This is a genomic window from Bradyrhizobium forestalis, assembly GCF_002795245.1.
Lineage (GTDB): Bacteria > Pseudomonadota > Alphaproteobacteria > Rhizobiales > Xanthobacteraceae > Bradyrhizobium > Bradyrhizobium forestalis.
Map to the genome: position 1 here is coordinate 19115 of NZ_PGVG01000054.1, position 16917 is coordinate 36031.

Below are 16917 nucleotides of genomic sequence, written 5' to 3' on the forward strand. Positions count from 1 at the left end.
CAACAAGAAATTTGGATCATCAACTCGGTTCACAGTCGGCTCTGTTGCGTTTGCAACTTCGGCTATCGACATCTCGTTTACATGCCGACCAGCACTCGTGCGATCGAGGCGGCCATAGGTGATCCTATTGTCAGGTGCAGGATTAGTTTCCTTGGACGGGGCAGGGGCGGGAGAGGCTATTAGCAAACGGGGCACGGGATGGTAGACGAACGCGATTCGGAAGAAGGCGGCACACAGCTCGGCTTCCGTTTCGATTTCGGGAGTTCATCAGAATCGGATTCGCCCGTTTCAGGCAGCCACCAGAAAGCAGGACTTGGGAAAGTCACGAGGCGTGACTTTCTCGTAGGTGGGGGTGCCACCTTCGTGGCCACGCCGCTGGCGGCGGCCGAAGCCAGAAAGCACTTTCTTGACGTCGCATATGAGGATCGCACGCGCCGCGGCCTCGTCATCGCGTGGTTCGAGTCAGGCAAGCGCTACGCCTGGACGTTGCGAGCTTCCATTTTCACAGATCCGGATCTGCCAAACGGACGGGGCCGCTTCATCCTGAGGCGGACGCACGATGGTTGGCGCGCCGACATCGCGCAATGCGCGCTGCCCGGCGACTATAAATTTGCATTGCGCATCGAAATGAAATGGGATCCGGCGTTCGATCCGGGGAAACCTACCACTGACCTGGGCCCGCAGCCGCCTTCGATGACCATAATCCTGCGTCGCGGCGCAGATATTTCCCTGCAGATCGGGAAAAACCTGATCGACTTCCTGAAAGCCGAGCCGCAGAGTGTCGATGAAATCGGGACTGATCTCAGCACGCCGCAACTTGCAGACCTGATACAGACGCTGTTCGGGGACTCCTTCGACAGCAGCAAGGCAAGCCAGAGCAGCCTCGCCTTCCACCGTGAATTCTACTGGATCCTGCGGGCCGGGAAAAAGCTGGGGCCCAACGAAGCGGAGACAGCTGCCGCCAAGCAGAGCCGCTTCCGTGCTCTGGCGGACGAGGGTGTGTCGCTTCAATTCCGTGAATGCATATTCACCGTTTTTTCCGGCAGCAAGGGAGCCGAAGCGACGAAGGCTTTCATTCTCAATCAGAACGCCAAGGACGATGAGAAGCAAGATGTCCGCGCCCTGTTTTCTGGCGACGGTGCCCCTCCAGCACCGGATAGCACCCTTTCGAGCCTGTCCGATGACGAGGCAAGCCGAGCTGCAGTCCCCCCGCCGATATCGGCGCCGGGTGCCGGCCCTCCACGCGACCTCGCCGAAGAGCAGCGCCTCGCACCACGGGTGCTGTATGCGCTCGTCCGGCACGATGCAATGCAGACCAAGGCAAATCCTCAGGATGCCTGGAGTGGGACGCTTGCACTCGGTCGCCATTCTGGCGGAGAGCGCGGCAATCTCGTAATCGGTGAGGGAAAGGAATCTTCGTTTCTTGGATGGCGCAACCAAGGCGATAACAGGCCCGTTTTGGCATTGCGCATGCCCTGGATGCGGCTCGATTTGCGCCGCGAGCAAACCGCCGTGCCGAGCCAGTTTGACGATCTCAAGGGGCTGCTGTGGCGTGCACCTGGTGAGGACGGCAAGCTCCGGCTGATTGCATCGCTTACGCCCACGAAACGCAAAATGCGCATCGAAACGCATTTTGGCCGGTTCACCGTTGCGCCATTGCCGCCGATCGCGCCGCGATCGGGTGTGTCCGCGCGCGTGCCGTCAATCCGGGTCGGAGGCACCGGCCCGAAGAACACCCGCACCTTGAATCATTTTGCCGCTCCGCTTGCGCTGGAGGAGGCCGGGATTCCCCTCAGCAGTGCCCGCCTCTCGGAGATCGAACGGCGGCGTGCCGCCCGCCTGGATGACTCCGGGGGATCGCCTGCGGAACGTGCAGCGCGATTGTTCAGTCAGCTCACGTTTCATGAAACGGAATGCCTGTTTCACATCGATAAGCTCGCTAGGCGCTACGTATGGAAGGGCGTTCTCCCGCCGGCGACCGAGCCGCCGCAGGCTGAAGCCGTCATTCATATCGGCGCGAAGAAAGCTGCGAACGAGCTGCCGTTACCGGCGCGGCTGTCGCTCAGTGCAGCATCGCTTCTGGTGCGTCGGCCTGCCGACCTGCTGGCGCTGAAATACCGCTTCCAAGATCTGCTGCTCGAATACGGCGAGGCCGGATGGTGGGTGGCCCCGGACCGGCGGATCGCCGCGTTTGTGCCGAGGGGCGAGCCGAAGCCGGTTGCGGACGTAGCTCTCGTCTGCAACGATAAGCCGCTGCCCGCTAACAGTCCCGCCCGATATGAGCTGCGCCAGGACCCGCGTCCGCTGCTGGTCGTGGAGTTTCCGCCGCAGCATATCGCCGAACAGGCATACCTGCGTCAGTTGGCAGCGGAGCCGGATCTTCCAAAGCCTCCAAGTAAAACTGAGGTCACCGCAGCCGAAGCAGAGATCCTGCGTTCGGCCGATGAAAACAAGAGAGAGGAGGTCCGTGCCGACATAGAAAAAAGGCAAACGGCAGGTTTGCCGGCCGACGACCCATTTTTCGCATTTCACAAGCCATTCAAGGAGGCAATCGACGATGCCAACAAGCCGGACAATGTCATCACCGGCTGGAAATCCAACATCCCCAAGGATCAAAGGATCTATGTCGGACCTGACTACCTTGATCTTGAAGCAGCACGGGTGGCGCGGAAAGTAGCCCGGGGATTGCAAGTTGTCGAAGACTGGAAGGATGAGAATCTCAAGACGCCCGACCAGCGTGCGCGATTATTGCGCGGCCTGCCCGAGGTTGAGCTCTCACCCACCGTCATTCAGGACCTGCGCGAGTCCACAAAAGTCCCCAAGGACCTCAGCGAAGCCTATCCTGAGCCCGTGGGCTCCGCTCCAGCCGAAAAGGACGAGGTGAAGGATTATCTTGAGAAGCGCGAACGATCGAGGGTGCAGCGCGACACGGATTACGAAGCATTCAGGAAGTTCTATGCCAGTTCCCCTGCTGACCGCAAAAAGCCGATCGGTCTTACGAAAGAAGAAAAAGACGCGATTGATGCCGTTCCGAATCTTCCAGGACCATTCTACGGGAAACGCAGCACCATCGCTCGGGTCGAGGTGATCGCAAAAAGTAACGAGTCCCTTGCAATCAGTACCGCGCGGGCGATTGTAGCTACCGTGAATGCGTACGATCTGGACAATGCAGTCGTTGATCCTTTCGAGATTCCGACCGAGGCGCGCGTCTCCGGTGGCTCACGGCTCGTTTTCCGAATTCCAGCCGACGACTTCGAATCCGGACGGCCGGACGCGCGGGACGGAGCGCCTGCCGGCGCGTTTCCATTCACGATCGAGGCGTTGACGAATTGGGGAGCGTTCGACCTCGCCGTTGTTCGGCGTGCCGAGAAGGTGTTTGAGCCGCTCGCCGGGGTGCAGAACTCCAGGCCTAAAGCTGAAAACGGCAAGCAGGCGGAGGCGGTTGAACAGGATATCGCCAATGGTCGGTTTCCGCCGCGCTGGGCGCGGCAGGAAACCCGCGATGAGGCGGCAAGGCTTCTGCATCAGGGAATCTCGCGCGGCGACGCCTGGGCGGTGCGTCGTGACGAACAGCGCTCGCTCACCGGCGCCAGCAGCTGTCCGCCACCGCTGGCGCGGCTTGGCTCGGTGACCGCACCGCAGCGCTTGGCGGAGGTTGCCGCCAGCGTGCGGCCGCCTGGCCTCTATGAAACCTCGATCGAAATGCCGTTCCGGCTGATGCTGTCACCTGCTCAGGATGCCGCATGGCGCACCCCGCTCGGCTTGCCGCCGATCGCCAAGCTTGCCCCGGCGAAGGATGTCCGGTGGAGCCAGAGCGCACCGGTCCCCCTGTGGTTTGCCCAACTTGATGAAGCGCCGGGCTCCTCGAGCATGCGTGCGATCTGGTCGCCGGATTTTCGACCGGAAGCATTACTCGATCCGGACCTCGGTGGACCGCCGCACGGCCCGTGGGCTCCGTGGGCGATGGCGCGGGAAGTCACGGCGCGGAATCCGTACACGAAACCGGAGCCGGTGTCGGCTTTCCCGGGGCAGAAGCCCGATCCGAAAGATCCTGAGCGTTTCCGCACGGGGCTGGATGTTGCAGACCGGCACGAATTGGTCGCATTGACCTCCCTGCATGGGCTGCCGGTGCGCGGGCGGCGCAAGGAGGACGGGACCCTGGCGGACGGCAGCCAGATCAATCCGCCACCGGGCTTCAAGCTGCGCTACGCGGCAACTGAATCGCTCAAAACCGAACCGCCGGACGATTATTCCGCGATCTATCGCCCGAAACCGCTCGGTGTAGGCGAACTCACGCTGACCGCTCTTGGTGGCAGCTTCGACGCTGATACGAATTTCGTGCCCCCGGCATCCGCCAAGATCGTACCGGTCAGTGAGTGGCCGACGGCGCATGGGCCTGGAAAGCCGCTGTTCGACGCGTTCTCGGTCGAGCGTTGGCAGCAGAGCACGCGGCTCGGTCGCGACATCCGCGTCGAGGTCGTTTACAAGGGTTTTCTCTTCCCGGTCGGGCACCGCGCGTCGCTGGTGAAGCTGACCGAGCGCCGCTTCATGATGGGACCAGGTGGCCTGGCCGCCGGGCCGGTCGCCTTCCTGGTGCAGCGGTTCTTCCTGCGCATCGGTGCGCCGATTAAGACGTTCCCGGCGCTGGCCCAACCGAACGAGGGGCGGCGCTGGCCGGTCGAGCGGCTGGAAATCCTCACGCGGGTCACGCCTGATGTTCTCGATCCCGCCGATGCCGCGCCCTCCGATACATCGAAGCGGTGGGAGGAGGCAGCAAGCGGCCGCATCTTCCTGCGCCAGAGCGGAGGCGCTCCGCTACTTCCGGGCCTTGTCTTCTGGCCGCGGGTGCGCGCGCGGGAAGGCGGTGAGGTCAATTTCGAACTGCAGATCGATGCCCGGGGTGCGCGGACGCGCCTGCCGCTGATCTTCGTGGACAATACAGCGGCCAATGACGTCGGCACCATGAAGGTGCTGACGGAAGAGTACAATCTTCTTTCGCATGGGAAGGAGGCTGATCCGCGCCGCGTCCTGCCACTTGGGGGCAGCAAGCACCGCTATGCTCCCGAGAGCGAGCCGGACGGCACGAGTTTCGATACCCGGCAATGGCTGATCGCGGCCGAGGGAAGGGAAGAGAAACCACCGAGAATCACGGACGCTGAGCGGCGAGTTCAGTTCCAAAACACCTTGTTTGACTTCGGGCCGCTATTGCAAGGTGTGGACCAGCCGCCCTTCTATCCTGTCATGGCCGAGGGACTCGTGCGCATTGCGCAGGTCGATCGACTCGTCGGCCGTCCATCAGATGAAATTGCGGTGTTTTTCGATGCCGAATACCTCGCCTTCGGCTTTCCCGACGCGACGACGCTCAAGGATCCAAAGGGTGGGCCGATGGATCCCGTCGCGAAGACCGACGTATACCTCGATTTTCGCAAGCCGGTCACGCTCGATCCCAAGGACGCTGGCGATCGCACCGGCGGCGCGGTGCGCCCCAACACAGCGCTCGTCGCCATGTCGCGCTCGCGCGGGCCGGTTGGCAACAGCAACTACCACGCTGCCTTGAAGACGCTGGCGTCCGATCCGCCGCCGGCGTCCACCGGACTGGACAAGCCAAAACCTGAAACGTTTTTCGGGGACGCCACCATTCTCGGCATCCTCGACCTGAAGCAGGCGATCTCGTTCCTCGGCGGTGGCCTGTCCAGCGCGCCCGAATTCCGCGAGGTGGCGCAATATACGTCGGCACTCCTCACCGATCTGACGCAGGCGGGCGATGCGGGCGCGGCCGTCGCGAAGGTGCGCGACCGGCTGTTGGTCCCGATGCGAGAAGCGCTTCTGACCCTCGCCCGACAATTCTTCGACGCGATCAAGCAGGATACCGGCGCCGTCTTCGAGGAGAATGACGCGATCACGCGTATCGAACGGCTCTATCCAGATGTAGGTCGATCGTATCGTGAGCTCAAGAACGCGCTCGACGACGCGATCTCGTCGAGCGAAACAACGCGCGACATTGAAACGCTGCTTGCGTCCTTTGCCGTCATCTATGGCGCAGGCCGGCGTTTTGTTGCCGCAATCGAGCGCGTTGCAAGCGATCCGCTCGCGCCCGTGCACGAAGCATTGCGGGAGGCGTTCAACAGATTCATCAGTGACGTTATCGCGCGGGCCGCCTCGCTGCTTGAGGGTGTCACGTCCGATCTGGAAGAGATGAAGCAGTTCGCGACCGGATTGCGCAACAAGCTCGCGGCGCTTTTCGCTGATTCCGCATTCCGGGCGTGGCGTCACCTCGTGTTTGCGCTGCCCGGCACACATGCCATCGTCGCGAGCTTCCCGGGCCAGCAGGACGCCGTCGACAAGAAAATCCAGGATCTCCTTGTTAAGGCCGCGGCAGACACCGACTTCTTCGGTGTGTTGCTGGCTAAAGGTCCTGAGGATGCCGCCAAGGTTCTTGGCAAGGCATTCCACGATGCGCTGATCGAAGAGATCAAAAAAGCCAGCCCAATCCAGGCGGCGCTCACTGCTGCATACCAGGATTGGGAGGTGGCGGTTGGCAATGGGGCCGATCGGGAAGCCGACCGCATCAAGGGCCTGATATACGACGCCGCCACCGAGCAGTTGCGGCCACTGCTCGCGGCTGCACAAAAACTTGCCGGCCACGCCGAGCCGAGTATTCGCAACCTCATCGGCGATTTGAAGGATGCGGCGGCAGCGGCCCTCGATCTGATCCGGCCGATTGTGGACGACAGTCTGGCCGCGGTGGTCCAGCTGTGCGGAAAGCTTGCGTTGATCGTCAAATCTACGATCGACGCGGTCAAGCTGCCCTCGCCGAATGACGTCAATACCGCGCGAACCGAAATGGGCAAGGCCTTCGACGCGGCGGCTGCCGCGGTTGCAAAGGTCGGCATCGATCCCGAAGAGGTAAAGGCGATCGGCAAGGCACTCGATGACGATGTCGGCACTCTGGTTAACGTGCGCGACGCGCTGCAGCGTGCCCTTGATCAACTCCTTCAGCTACAGGCGGATGTTTGCAGCGCAAGTCCAGACCGCCTGCGATTGGATGCCTTCGCTGCCTTGGGCCGAATGCGTAACACGCTTCTCGACGCCCTTCATGGTTTTGTTACGAAAGTTAGCAGCCCGCACTTCCGCGCGACCGATCTGAAGGCGCTGCTTTCGAAGATTACTGGCACCAGCGCCGACGCTGACGCCGCGCGTAGCGCCGTGATCGACGCGGCCAAGAAAGCGAGCACGGTGGTCATCACCCTCTGCAGACTGGCTCGCGACGCAACCGCTTTGCGCGAGACCACCAACGCAGACGGCGCGATGAAGAAGGTCAGAGATGACCTGGCCGGACTAGGAAACCCGAAACTCAATGGGATCATCTCAATTATCGACGGCGCAAAGAGCGATGCCATTGCGCTTAAGGCGATTCTCGATGGTGACGGCGGCGCGAACATCGGGATCATCAAGACGCTGGAAAACAAGGTCGCCCAGGCGGTAACGCCCGCCAACGCGCAAAAGTACCTGGACGAGCTGCTCGCGGAGGTTTTTAAGGTTCCTGACGTCATTGACGCGATCCAGTCGAGGATCGTCGAGGGGCTAGAGCGGGCCGTTCTGAAAGGCCTTGGCAAATTCCTGGTTGCTGGCGAGCCCTACCTCCAGCAGATGACGCTCATAGCGTTCCAGGGCCTGAGCCCGGTATTCAAGTTTTTGAGCGGTGCCCAGACAGCCCTCGTTGACGCGCGCAAAAGGATTTGGGAAGCCCTGGGGGGGAGCAACAAGGACTCGGGCGGCACAACGCCGATAGGCGATGAAATCAGCCAGCTCACGTTCGAGAAGGTCCGCGCGCTGCTACTGGTTTCCTGCAGCTCAACCCCGAGCTGGCCGCTTGGTCTCTCGTGTTCGGCGACTCCGAAGGTTCCTGACGAAGACTTCCTCACGGCCGAGAAAACCGAACTGGATGCACTGGCGGCCGTATTCGCTGCGAACGATCCGGGCCAGTTCGATGCTGCCGTCTTCAAGGCACTTTCCGACCTGTTCAAGTTATGGAGTACCAACGACGGTTCAACGCAACGACTCGTAAAGCAACTTGCAGATGCGGCTGCCGCCGTCCTGAGCGGCGATCTCAAGCGCATCGTCGATCTCGAAGGAGTTCGGCGCCGTATCGAGGAGAAGCTCAAGGAGTTGGTGCCGGCGAGGATCCTGCTCAACTACGACATGCAGGCGCAGCTCAAGGACTTCCCGTCCAGCAAGCCAATTTTCCTGCCGCGACCCGGAAGCCAGATCACGCTGTCTGCCGGCGCAGTCTACAATCTGCTTGAGCCAAACGTACCGCCGCGTTTCCGGGCGACATGCAAGATCGATCCATTCGATATCAACCTGTTCGATGTCGTGACGTTGATGTTCAGCAGCGCGCAGTTCGTCAACGAAAGCGGCAAGGGCTCCGATTTCGACATCGTCTACAAGGACTTTGAGCTCGGTCCGAACGCGGCATTCCTGAAACCGCTGCAGACCCTGATGAATCCCGGCGGCAGCGGACCGTATGTGCGGCCCAGTAGCGAAGTCCCGGGTATCGAGGCAGGCTATAGCCTCGATCTCGGCATCATTTCGATTGGCACGGTTTCGTTCATCAACGTTTCGATCAACGCAGCTTGTGTCCTGCCATTCAACGGGGCGCGCGCGACCTTTGTTGCCTCGATCGGACGCGAGGACCGGCCAGTACTTTTGTCGATCGCGCCATACACCGGAGGCGGGTTCCTTGCCCTCTATGCGGATGCGCAAAGGCTAATCGGATTTGCGGCCTCGTTCGAATTTGGCGGGGGCGGCGGATTCAAATTCGGTCCATTGACCGGACAAGGCCGCCTCACGACCGGGATCTATTTGCGCAAGATGTCGAAGTCTAACGGCGATGACGACTGCGTCATCGAAGGCTTCTTCTACGCGGGCGGTGAGGCCCACATCGCCTGCTTCGCGATCAGTGCGACTCTGGTGGTTCGCATATCGCATCGGCAGGGCGGCAGCATGCAGGGCTCCGCAGTCTTCACTTTCTCGTTTTCCATTGGTTTCGCCAAGCTGCGCTACCAGGTCGGCGTGCAGAAGAACATGGGGCCGGGAATGTCCGGCAGTCGCAGCGTAGCCGCTCTCGTCAGCAAGGATCTTCGGCTCATCAGTGATGAAAAAGCGCTCCCTGCTGCCGTCGTGAGCTGCGCGGCCAAAGCGCAGCAGGAGGATTGGCTGTCCTACCAATCCTATTTTTCCGACGACCTCGATGGATTCCCCGCATGACTGTAAAAATCCCCGTCAACATTGCTGCGCAAGTTGTTGCCGCTGGAATCTACGCCAAGAAAGCACGTTTCACGGTGGTGTTTGCACCCGTCTATGACAAGGACGCGCAAAAATACGACCTCGTAGACTGGCCAAGGTCCGTCGAAAAGCTATTGAGCGACGGCAAAGGTCTCGAAATTATCCCACTTGGGCAGAATGAAAGCTGGCGAACCGACGCCATATTCAACTCAAACCCAACGAAGATAATGAAGCTCGCGAAGGACAAGCTCCGGCGTTTTAGCCCTGCCGTGGACTTGCAGAAGCTGACGGACTACTGGCGGAAAGTGATGGGCGACGACGCGGGTTTTGAAGCTCTCAAGATCGCGCTTGATCCCGCTATCAAACCAGCACAGAGGGATCCGCTCGAGGCAGCGCTTCGTGACCCCGAGAAACCCGGAGCGTTTCCGCCGAAGGTTCCCGATATTCACGGCACGTGGCGCGACAAGAGCGTGAAGGAGCTTTCGTTCGAGCGTGCCGCGCATATCGCGGCGACGCTGAGGCGAGAGACACTCGACACAAGACCCGAGGCCAAATCTGCCGACGCATTGAGTATTCAGATTAGGAATCTAAAGAACCGCATCGGCCCATGGCCGAAGACGGTGCCCCTAACCGACGCGCGTCTGGCGGCCATGGCTGAAGACGTACAGGCTTATGGAGACTTGAAGGACAGCCGTATTCGGGCGGACGAATTTGCAGCGGCACGAAAAACGTTTCAGGACAAGAGCAAGTCTTCCAAGGAGGCGATTGAGGCCTTGGTTGGAAAGCATCCCTTGCTGCTCGCCCGGACACCCCTCGCGGCGGCCATGCATTTCGGTAATTCACTCACCTTCACCGACCCGAGCAAGAGATTGACCCTCGAGCCTGCGCTTTCCAAGGAGGCCAAAGCCGCGTACCGCCTGGCCTCGCGAACGCAGCCATTCGATGGCGGCGACTCATTCTTTGCCGCAGACTCCGAAGCGGTCGAGTTCGCACGCCGGCGCCTGTTTGCCTTGCAAAGCAACCCTTCTCTCGGCCGATTGTTTCGTTTTGTTATCGATTTTGACTGTGACGTCAGTGCGCTTGTAGACAAGGACGTGGCCGGCGGCGCGTTCCCATACATTGATACGGCGCTCGATCGCGATCCCGCCGACCCGTCGGAACTTCCTGCCCCGGCGCAGCAGGAGTCCCGCTTTCTGCTTCTCCGGCTTGCGGCGGCAGACGGAGGCTCGCGGGTGTGGAGTTCGGCAAAACTGCGCGCGCCCGCCGACAGCAAGGCGAAGAACACGGCCGGCCACTTCCTTCCGTGTACACGCGAAGAAATCGACGCCCGTGTCAGGGACAACGCATCTGACGGGCGTGAACTAGCCGTCTTTGAACAGATCGATGGTATGGTCGATCTAGGCCAACACTGGCATGCGGAGAAGCGGTATCAGATGATCTCGCTCGACCCCGTGCTGGCCATCGGAGGCGATGACGCCAAGGAGAAGCGCCGCGCGGAGAACAAAAAAACACTCAACGACCCCGATTCCAAGCTCATGCTACCGCAAGTCCGTGACGAGTTGGCAGACAAGCGACTCGCTACCCAACGCGGCGGCGGCCTCGCCTTGACCGATCGATGGCGTCAGATGCACGGCATTGCACGCTTTCTCGACTCGACAGCTCAGCGCGACCAGTTCGATCCGAAAGTGCAGGACGGGGCCGTTAACATAGTTCTTGACGCCTCCGACCTGACCGTCGGATACAAGCTCGATGTCGGGGTTCGCCCGAACGACAATATCAAGAAAGATCGAAACTATTGGCACACATTGATGCACCGGACGGTCCGGTACTCCCCGACCCAGAAGGTTTCGGCGCATGTGCCCGCTGCCGATTTCGACGGTGATATTACCAAGCACTATCCGGATTCGAGCGCCCGCCGTGACGCTGACGACGCGCAGTTGCAGACCCCGTCCGCCCTGCGGGACTGGCTCGGAGAGAGCGAAACGCTCACGCACACCACAGTTTTCATGGAGGAAGTCATCGGCGCCTGGCGTGGAGACCCGTTGGGCCTTGCGTGTGGCGTCCAGAGCCACAAGCTCAACCCGCAGGATCTGCGCATCGACATCAGCTACGATCTGCCGACGGATCCGGCCCTGACGCCGCCGCCCCTTCGTTTTGGCTGGCACTATCATTTCGGATTGCGTGCCTTCTTCGCTGGGGGCGTGTCCCTTCCTCTCAACCGCGCTGTAGGCCATTACGAGAAGAGCCGCAATGGGGAGCTCGCTCTACCGAAAGCCGACAATCATGGAACGCCTCTGCTTCGTTACGAGAGACTAGAGTCTCCTGCAATTGCAATACCCGACTGGCTCTTTGGCGAGCTCAAGAGTGAGGCGACCTACACGAAGGTGACCCTGAGGGGACGATTTGCAGCCCCACAAGCCGGTCGGATGTTGGTGCGAAGCTTCGACGATCCTGTCAATCGTAGCATCGCGGATGTACCGGATGATCCGGGCAAGCAGGGCCGTTTGCCCGGCGTAGGATTTGATCGTCGCGTGATTCTGGCGCCAGCCGTGACCCTTGATTTCGCGGCGCTCCATGATGCATTTCGCGGCAAGAAGGGTAAGGACATAGAGCGAGGTCCAAACGGGAAGGGGATAAAGATGTGCGATCCCCGGGTACTGCTCGATCCGGAGAATCCCAACGACTCGGAAACGATGCCAATCGATAAGGAAGAAGAAGTCGTCGAAGAGTTCACGCCCGTACCGAAACCAATGGATCGTGCGAATACGAAGGAGGGATTGCAGCAGGTATGGGCGAAGGTGCGCGTCGCTTGGCGACCTTACACCATCGCCTCCCGCCCACGCGGAGGATTGCAGGGTGTCGATCATCGAGCAGCATGGGGAGGTTTCCCCGTGTATCGCGCACGTGCGTCACGCGGTGCTGCAGAGCCCGTCTTGGGTCACTCCATAGCGGCCACGCCCGCGCCGATGACGGATGAGGGTGAGATCCGCCATCGAATCAAGACGGCGGGCCCCGAGATATTCAAGAATGATAACGATAAGAAGCGTTCCATTCTCTGGAGTGCGGTTGGCGTGCTGCAGAATACTGACGGACTCGTCGATCGCTCGGGAACGGCTGTATTTAGGCCGTTGCCGAGCAATCGTGATAAGGATGTCGAGCGGCAGCCGTACTACCCCGATCCGGCCGCTGTTACCCTCGTCATCCAGGTTGTGGTCCGTGGCGACGGATTTGAGACAAAGCGAGCACGCCGCGTCGATACAAAATCGATCGCACTCTACAAGGAGGAGACGTTCAAAGGCGCGGCTCCTCACGACTACCCCGATGCTGTTCCTGTCGTGCTCGACGTTGTGCGTGGCAACGGCACGGAAAACCTCGTCAAAGTCAATCCCAGGGTCGACTACGGGAACATCCCGCACACACCGTCGCCGGGGCGAACGATCTCTGCCGCGCACGTGACGGTGACGCTCGCGCCGGGCGAGCAAGCCTCGATCCGCTGCTGGTGCGTCCCCACGGTCACCTTCCTCACGCACATCTGGGCCGGTACTGCGACATTGGCGGCCATGTCGGTCGTCAACGGAAGCAAACCAACAGACGACAAAAAGGTGTTGTCCGTTAAAGACGTCACGCAAGCCTTCAAAGCCGGGGTGAAGCCACTGACCTCACTTTCAATCAGCGACAAGAGCTCTGGAGAGGCTGCCTCCACAGCGGATTTCGCAGGGTTACCATTGCCGCCAAGCGAGATAATTCGCGAGTTCGCGGCGGCCGTGCGCGAGCGAATGCTGCAAGAGCCGCTGCCAGAGATCGCGGCCGTCGTCGAGATTGAGGCGGTGCATGCGGTTGATCTGCCGCAGCAAGCGCCGCGGGCCGTTGCCGGCCAGAAATGGCAGCTGCTGCGGGCGAAAACAGAGTTGATCAACGACCTCTTACTACCGGAACAGACCTGCAAGGCGCTGCGCGGCAACTTGTGCATGTCGGCCAACTGGACACCGGAAAACCAGATGTCGGATGCCGTCGACGTCCTGATCGATGGATCTCTGAGGGTTCATGGCGCCAGCACTGAGGCGGTGGAGATTCGCGCACGCGGTACGGCTGCCGCGCGCGGACGCTTCGACGACGTCGAGCGCGGCCGTTCGCGCGACGACCGTGCGCGCGGCCTCTGGCCCAAGCCGGACGCCCAGGAGCCAATCAAGGCAAAACGCCTGTTCGGGTTCGATCCGGCCGAGGATGGGTCGGTCAGCTTCGAGCCTGAAACTGTGACGTTGCTGCGGCTCGAAGGATTTCTGCCCGGCACGAGCGGCGAGGTTCGCATCGATCTCCTCAATTTCCAGCGTGAGGCGAAGGCGATCGAGCCGAAGCCGAATGAACCGATCCAGGCACAGGCTTCGCCATTGCGTGCTTCCCGCCCGGCGGCGTTTCCAGATGCGCGCGCGCGCTGGATCGAGATTTTCGCTGTCGCGATCTCGCGCCATACGGCCGCGCTACGCACGCGGTATGACGAACTGCCAGAGGCACTCAGCAAACCAAATGCACTCGGCCCTGGCGCCACCAAGGATGAGGAGGACAAGGCAGAGGATGCGATCAGCAAAGTCATCATGGACCGCCGATGGCTGCCGGCCACGGTGCGTCCGGCGCGGGTGGTCTCGCTCAGCCCGATCCCGGCTTTCGCCTGGAGCGACAATGTGCCGACGCCTCCCAGCGCTAAGATCCCATCGGTCTTTGTCAGCCGAACGGTGCGGGTGCGGATCCGCGCACAGCGGCCGTGGTTCTCGTCCGGCGAAGGCGAGCGGCTCGGCATCGTGATCTGGCCGCCGAATCTGTTCGACAAGGACGTGGGTAACGTCTCCCATGACGTGGTGAGGCCGTCGCCGGCAGATCGCAAGGAGATCAATCTGCGCGCCTTGCCATCCGACGGCAGCGTCATTCAGGAGTTGCAGGACGCCGATCTCGGAACAGGCGGAGCCTGGGTTACGCGCTGGGGGGCCGATCCCATACGGACCAACGGCGGTGTGCAAGGCTGGCTGCTCTCGAAGGACAATTTCCGCGGGGTGACCGAACAGGCGGCGTTCAGCAAGCCTCCCGGAGAGCATCCGAAGGACGCTGTGCTCGTAAAAAACGTGCTGATGCCGGTGCCCGCCGATGCCGACGCCGCGGAACTGCGGGCCGCGCAACCGCCCGGGGGCTTTATGGCGGTGTCGCTCATCACCTACGCGCCGCGCTTCGATCCGGATCAGGAAACCTGGTACGTGGACGTTGACCTGAATCCTTGCGGCGCGGCGTATCCATTCGTCCGTTTAGGGCTGGTGCGATACCAACCGAACGCACCGCGTGCACTGCAGGTGTCGGAGCCGATTGTCGAGTGGGCGCAGGTCATGCCGGAACGCAGGCTGAGCGCCATTGCCAAGCATATCGACAAAGACCGCAAGCAGGTTGAGGTTACGGCTATGCTTGAGGGAGTTGCGTCGGGACCCGATGCGAACAACGGTCATCCGGAGACGTCTACCGCGCAGGCGCCGCGGGTGTACTTCACTCTGCTGCAACGCCGTATCAAGGCAGACGATGCAGTCCCCGACTCAGAACTTGTGTTTGCGGGACCGCAGATTCCAGCACCGGGTTGCGGCTGCGCAAGCTGGACTGCCGTTTTTCGGATGAGCGACGATGAGTACCGTGGCTACGACTGGTCAGTCTTTGCAGAGGAAGTGGATCGGTTGAGGCCGGCCACTTATGCCGACGAGCCGCGCTACGAAACGAGCGAGGATACGAATTTCGTCGACACTGGCCCGCGCTTCGCTGCGCGGCTATCGCTGAATAACCTGAGAGTTCAGTGAGCCATAAGGCGGCTATCAGAGGGCCAGGCGAGTTCTGAATTGAGCGATCCCGGGAATAGGAAACGAAAAGGAGTACGAGGAAATGGACGTCCGCGAATCAGCTGTCACCCGCACTGCCGGATTCGAAGCATTTGTCGAGCATTTCTACCTCGATACCGTCGGAAAGGTGACAATCGGCTATGGGCGTATGGTTCCGAACGCCGATGCGGCGGTGGACCTTCCGCTCAAAAAGAATGGAAGCGACGCAGACGATGACGCCAAACGAGACGAGTGGGCGCTCATCAAGTCGAAGCCTGCTGGGAAGCCAGCATCCTACTACAGGCAATTCACGAAATTGACGCTGCAGGAATCAGACGCAAAGGCAATGCTACGCGAAAATCTCGAGGGATCTGCCGCAGACCTCAAGACACGCTTTCCGGAGCTCGATGATTATCCAAACGATGCTCAGGACGCGCTGCTCGACATGATGTTCAATCTTGGCTTGACGAAATTCTCGAGGGCGAAATGGCCGAAACTCTTTGCTGCCGTAGAGGCAAAGGATTGGACGACAGCTGCCGCCGAAAGCAATCGGCCTGATGTGCAAGAAGAACGCAATGAAGCTATCCACGACTTGTTCGTAAGTGCTGCGGGAGCTTCGCTAAAGCTGTATCTCGCGGCGCGAATAGTAAACGAATCGTTCAAGGATCAGATTGGTGAATTGTCGAGTTTCATCTCGGGCGGGCAAGGAATCGAGAAATTCTTCCCCTACGGAATAACCAAGATCAAGTTGGATGTGAAAGCGGGCGGTGTCGAAATAGATTTCGAAATAAGCGGGCCGGAGCAAGGAAAGCCTTCGGTGCTTGCAAGGAAGGGAAAGTCGTAGGGGCACGCTTGAGCACAATGCGGGTTAGTCGAGAGCAGTGTCAACGTACCGGCAAGAGTTCAACCGGATTCATCGCACAATCCTTGTCTGGTTCTTGCCGAGCAGTGAAGAAGACGAAGTGCGAACCGGTGGGCCAACTCGGAGCTGCGGGAGAAAGCGGAGATCGACGGTGAAGCGGCGTATCCTTGCGATGGTGGTGAAACGGACAGGCGTTCCGATCGCGTGGCTGTCGTTTGGCATAGTTTCGCCTGCTCAATCTGCCGACAGCCTTGTGGAGCAATGTTCGAATTTGATCAAGGCAACAAAAGCCAATGAGTCTTGGAATCCAGACCGAGTCTGTCGCAATTGTTCGAACCGTTACGTCCGACTGGCCTTCAAGTGAAAGTCTTGGCCCGCATCCGTGGCCGCAATTGCAAGTCGAGTGTGAGATTGGTACAGGGAATCCAATCGTCGAATCCAGGTTCTGGAAGGCTGTGGCTAGCCGAACTCCAGGCAAGAAACAGGTTATCTTAGCATGGGACGGCGAGTCGCCGGTGCTAGATACTGCGTAGAAAGGCTCTGCTACATGGGCATGGCCCAGCAAGGCACGTTCAGGAATGGCTCCGGCAAAGAACTTACATTTTTGCACGAAGGTTGTTCGCTTCGCAAAAGCATTTCGATTTGCCTTCCTGACATCAAGGGCGAGCTAGGAGTTTAGTCCCGGCATTTGCTGGAGCGGGTTGAGTTTGAATCGTTCGGGCTGGGAAGTCCAGCATTTGCAAATGTATTCGTAGGGTGTGAGGCCCTTCAGGGTCTTCAGCCGCCGAGCATAGTTGTAGGCGTTGATCAAGTCGGCAAGGTGAGCTTCGAGCTGATCGTGTCGATCGTAGTAATAGCGTTGGACGGTCGCTTCCTTGATCGTGCGGTTCATGCGTTCGACCTGGCCATTGGTCCAGGGATGCT

At 60.4% G+C, this 16917-nt stretch carries 4 protein-coding genes; 3 read left to right on the forward strand and 1 reads right to left on the reverse strand.

Translation table 11 applies throughout. The features are described 5' to 3' along the window. Positions 1–198: 198 nt before the first annotated feature. From CVM73_RS35175 to CVM73_RS35185, 3 genes are all read left to right on the forward strand, one after another. Complete coding sequence (locus tag CVM73_RS35175; RefSeq protein WP_146006713.1) at positions 199–9270, forward strand: hypothetical protein; 9072 nt, start codon at positions 199–201, stop codon at positions 9268–9270. After that, complete coding sequence (locus tag CVM73_RS35180) at positions 9267–15113, forward strand: hypothetical protein (RefSeq protein WP_100236355.1); 5847 nt, start codon at positions 9267–9269, stop codon at positions 15111–15113. Before CVM73_RS35175 ends, CVM73_RS35180 begins: the two co-directional genes overlap by 4 nt. A gap of 82 nt (positions 15114–15195) precedes the next feature. Beyond that, positions 15196–15975 carry a glycoside hydrolase family protein gene (locus tag CVM73_RS35185; RefSeq protein WP_100236356.1) on the forward strand — a complete coding sequence of 260 codons (780 nt, stop codon included), beginning with the start codon at positions 15196–15198 and terminating at the stop codon, positions 15973–15975. 685 nt (positions 15976–16660) lie between these two features. On the opposite strand, the gene CVM73_RS35190 is transcribed toward CVM73_RS35185, so the two are convergent. Further along, positions 16661–16917 (reverse strand): integrase core domain-containing protein (locus CVM73_RS35190; RefSeq protein WP_146006714.1); only part of this gene is annotated, 257 nt, incomplete at its 5' end.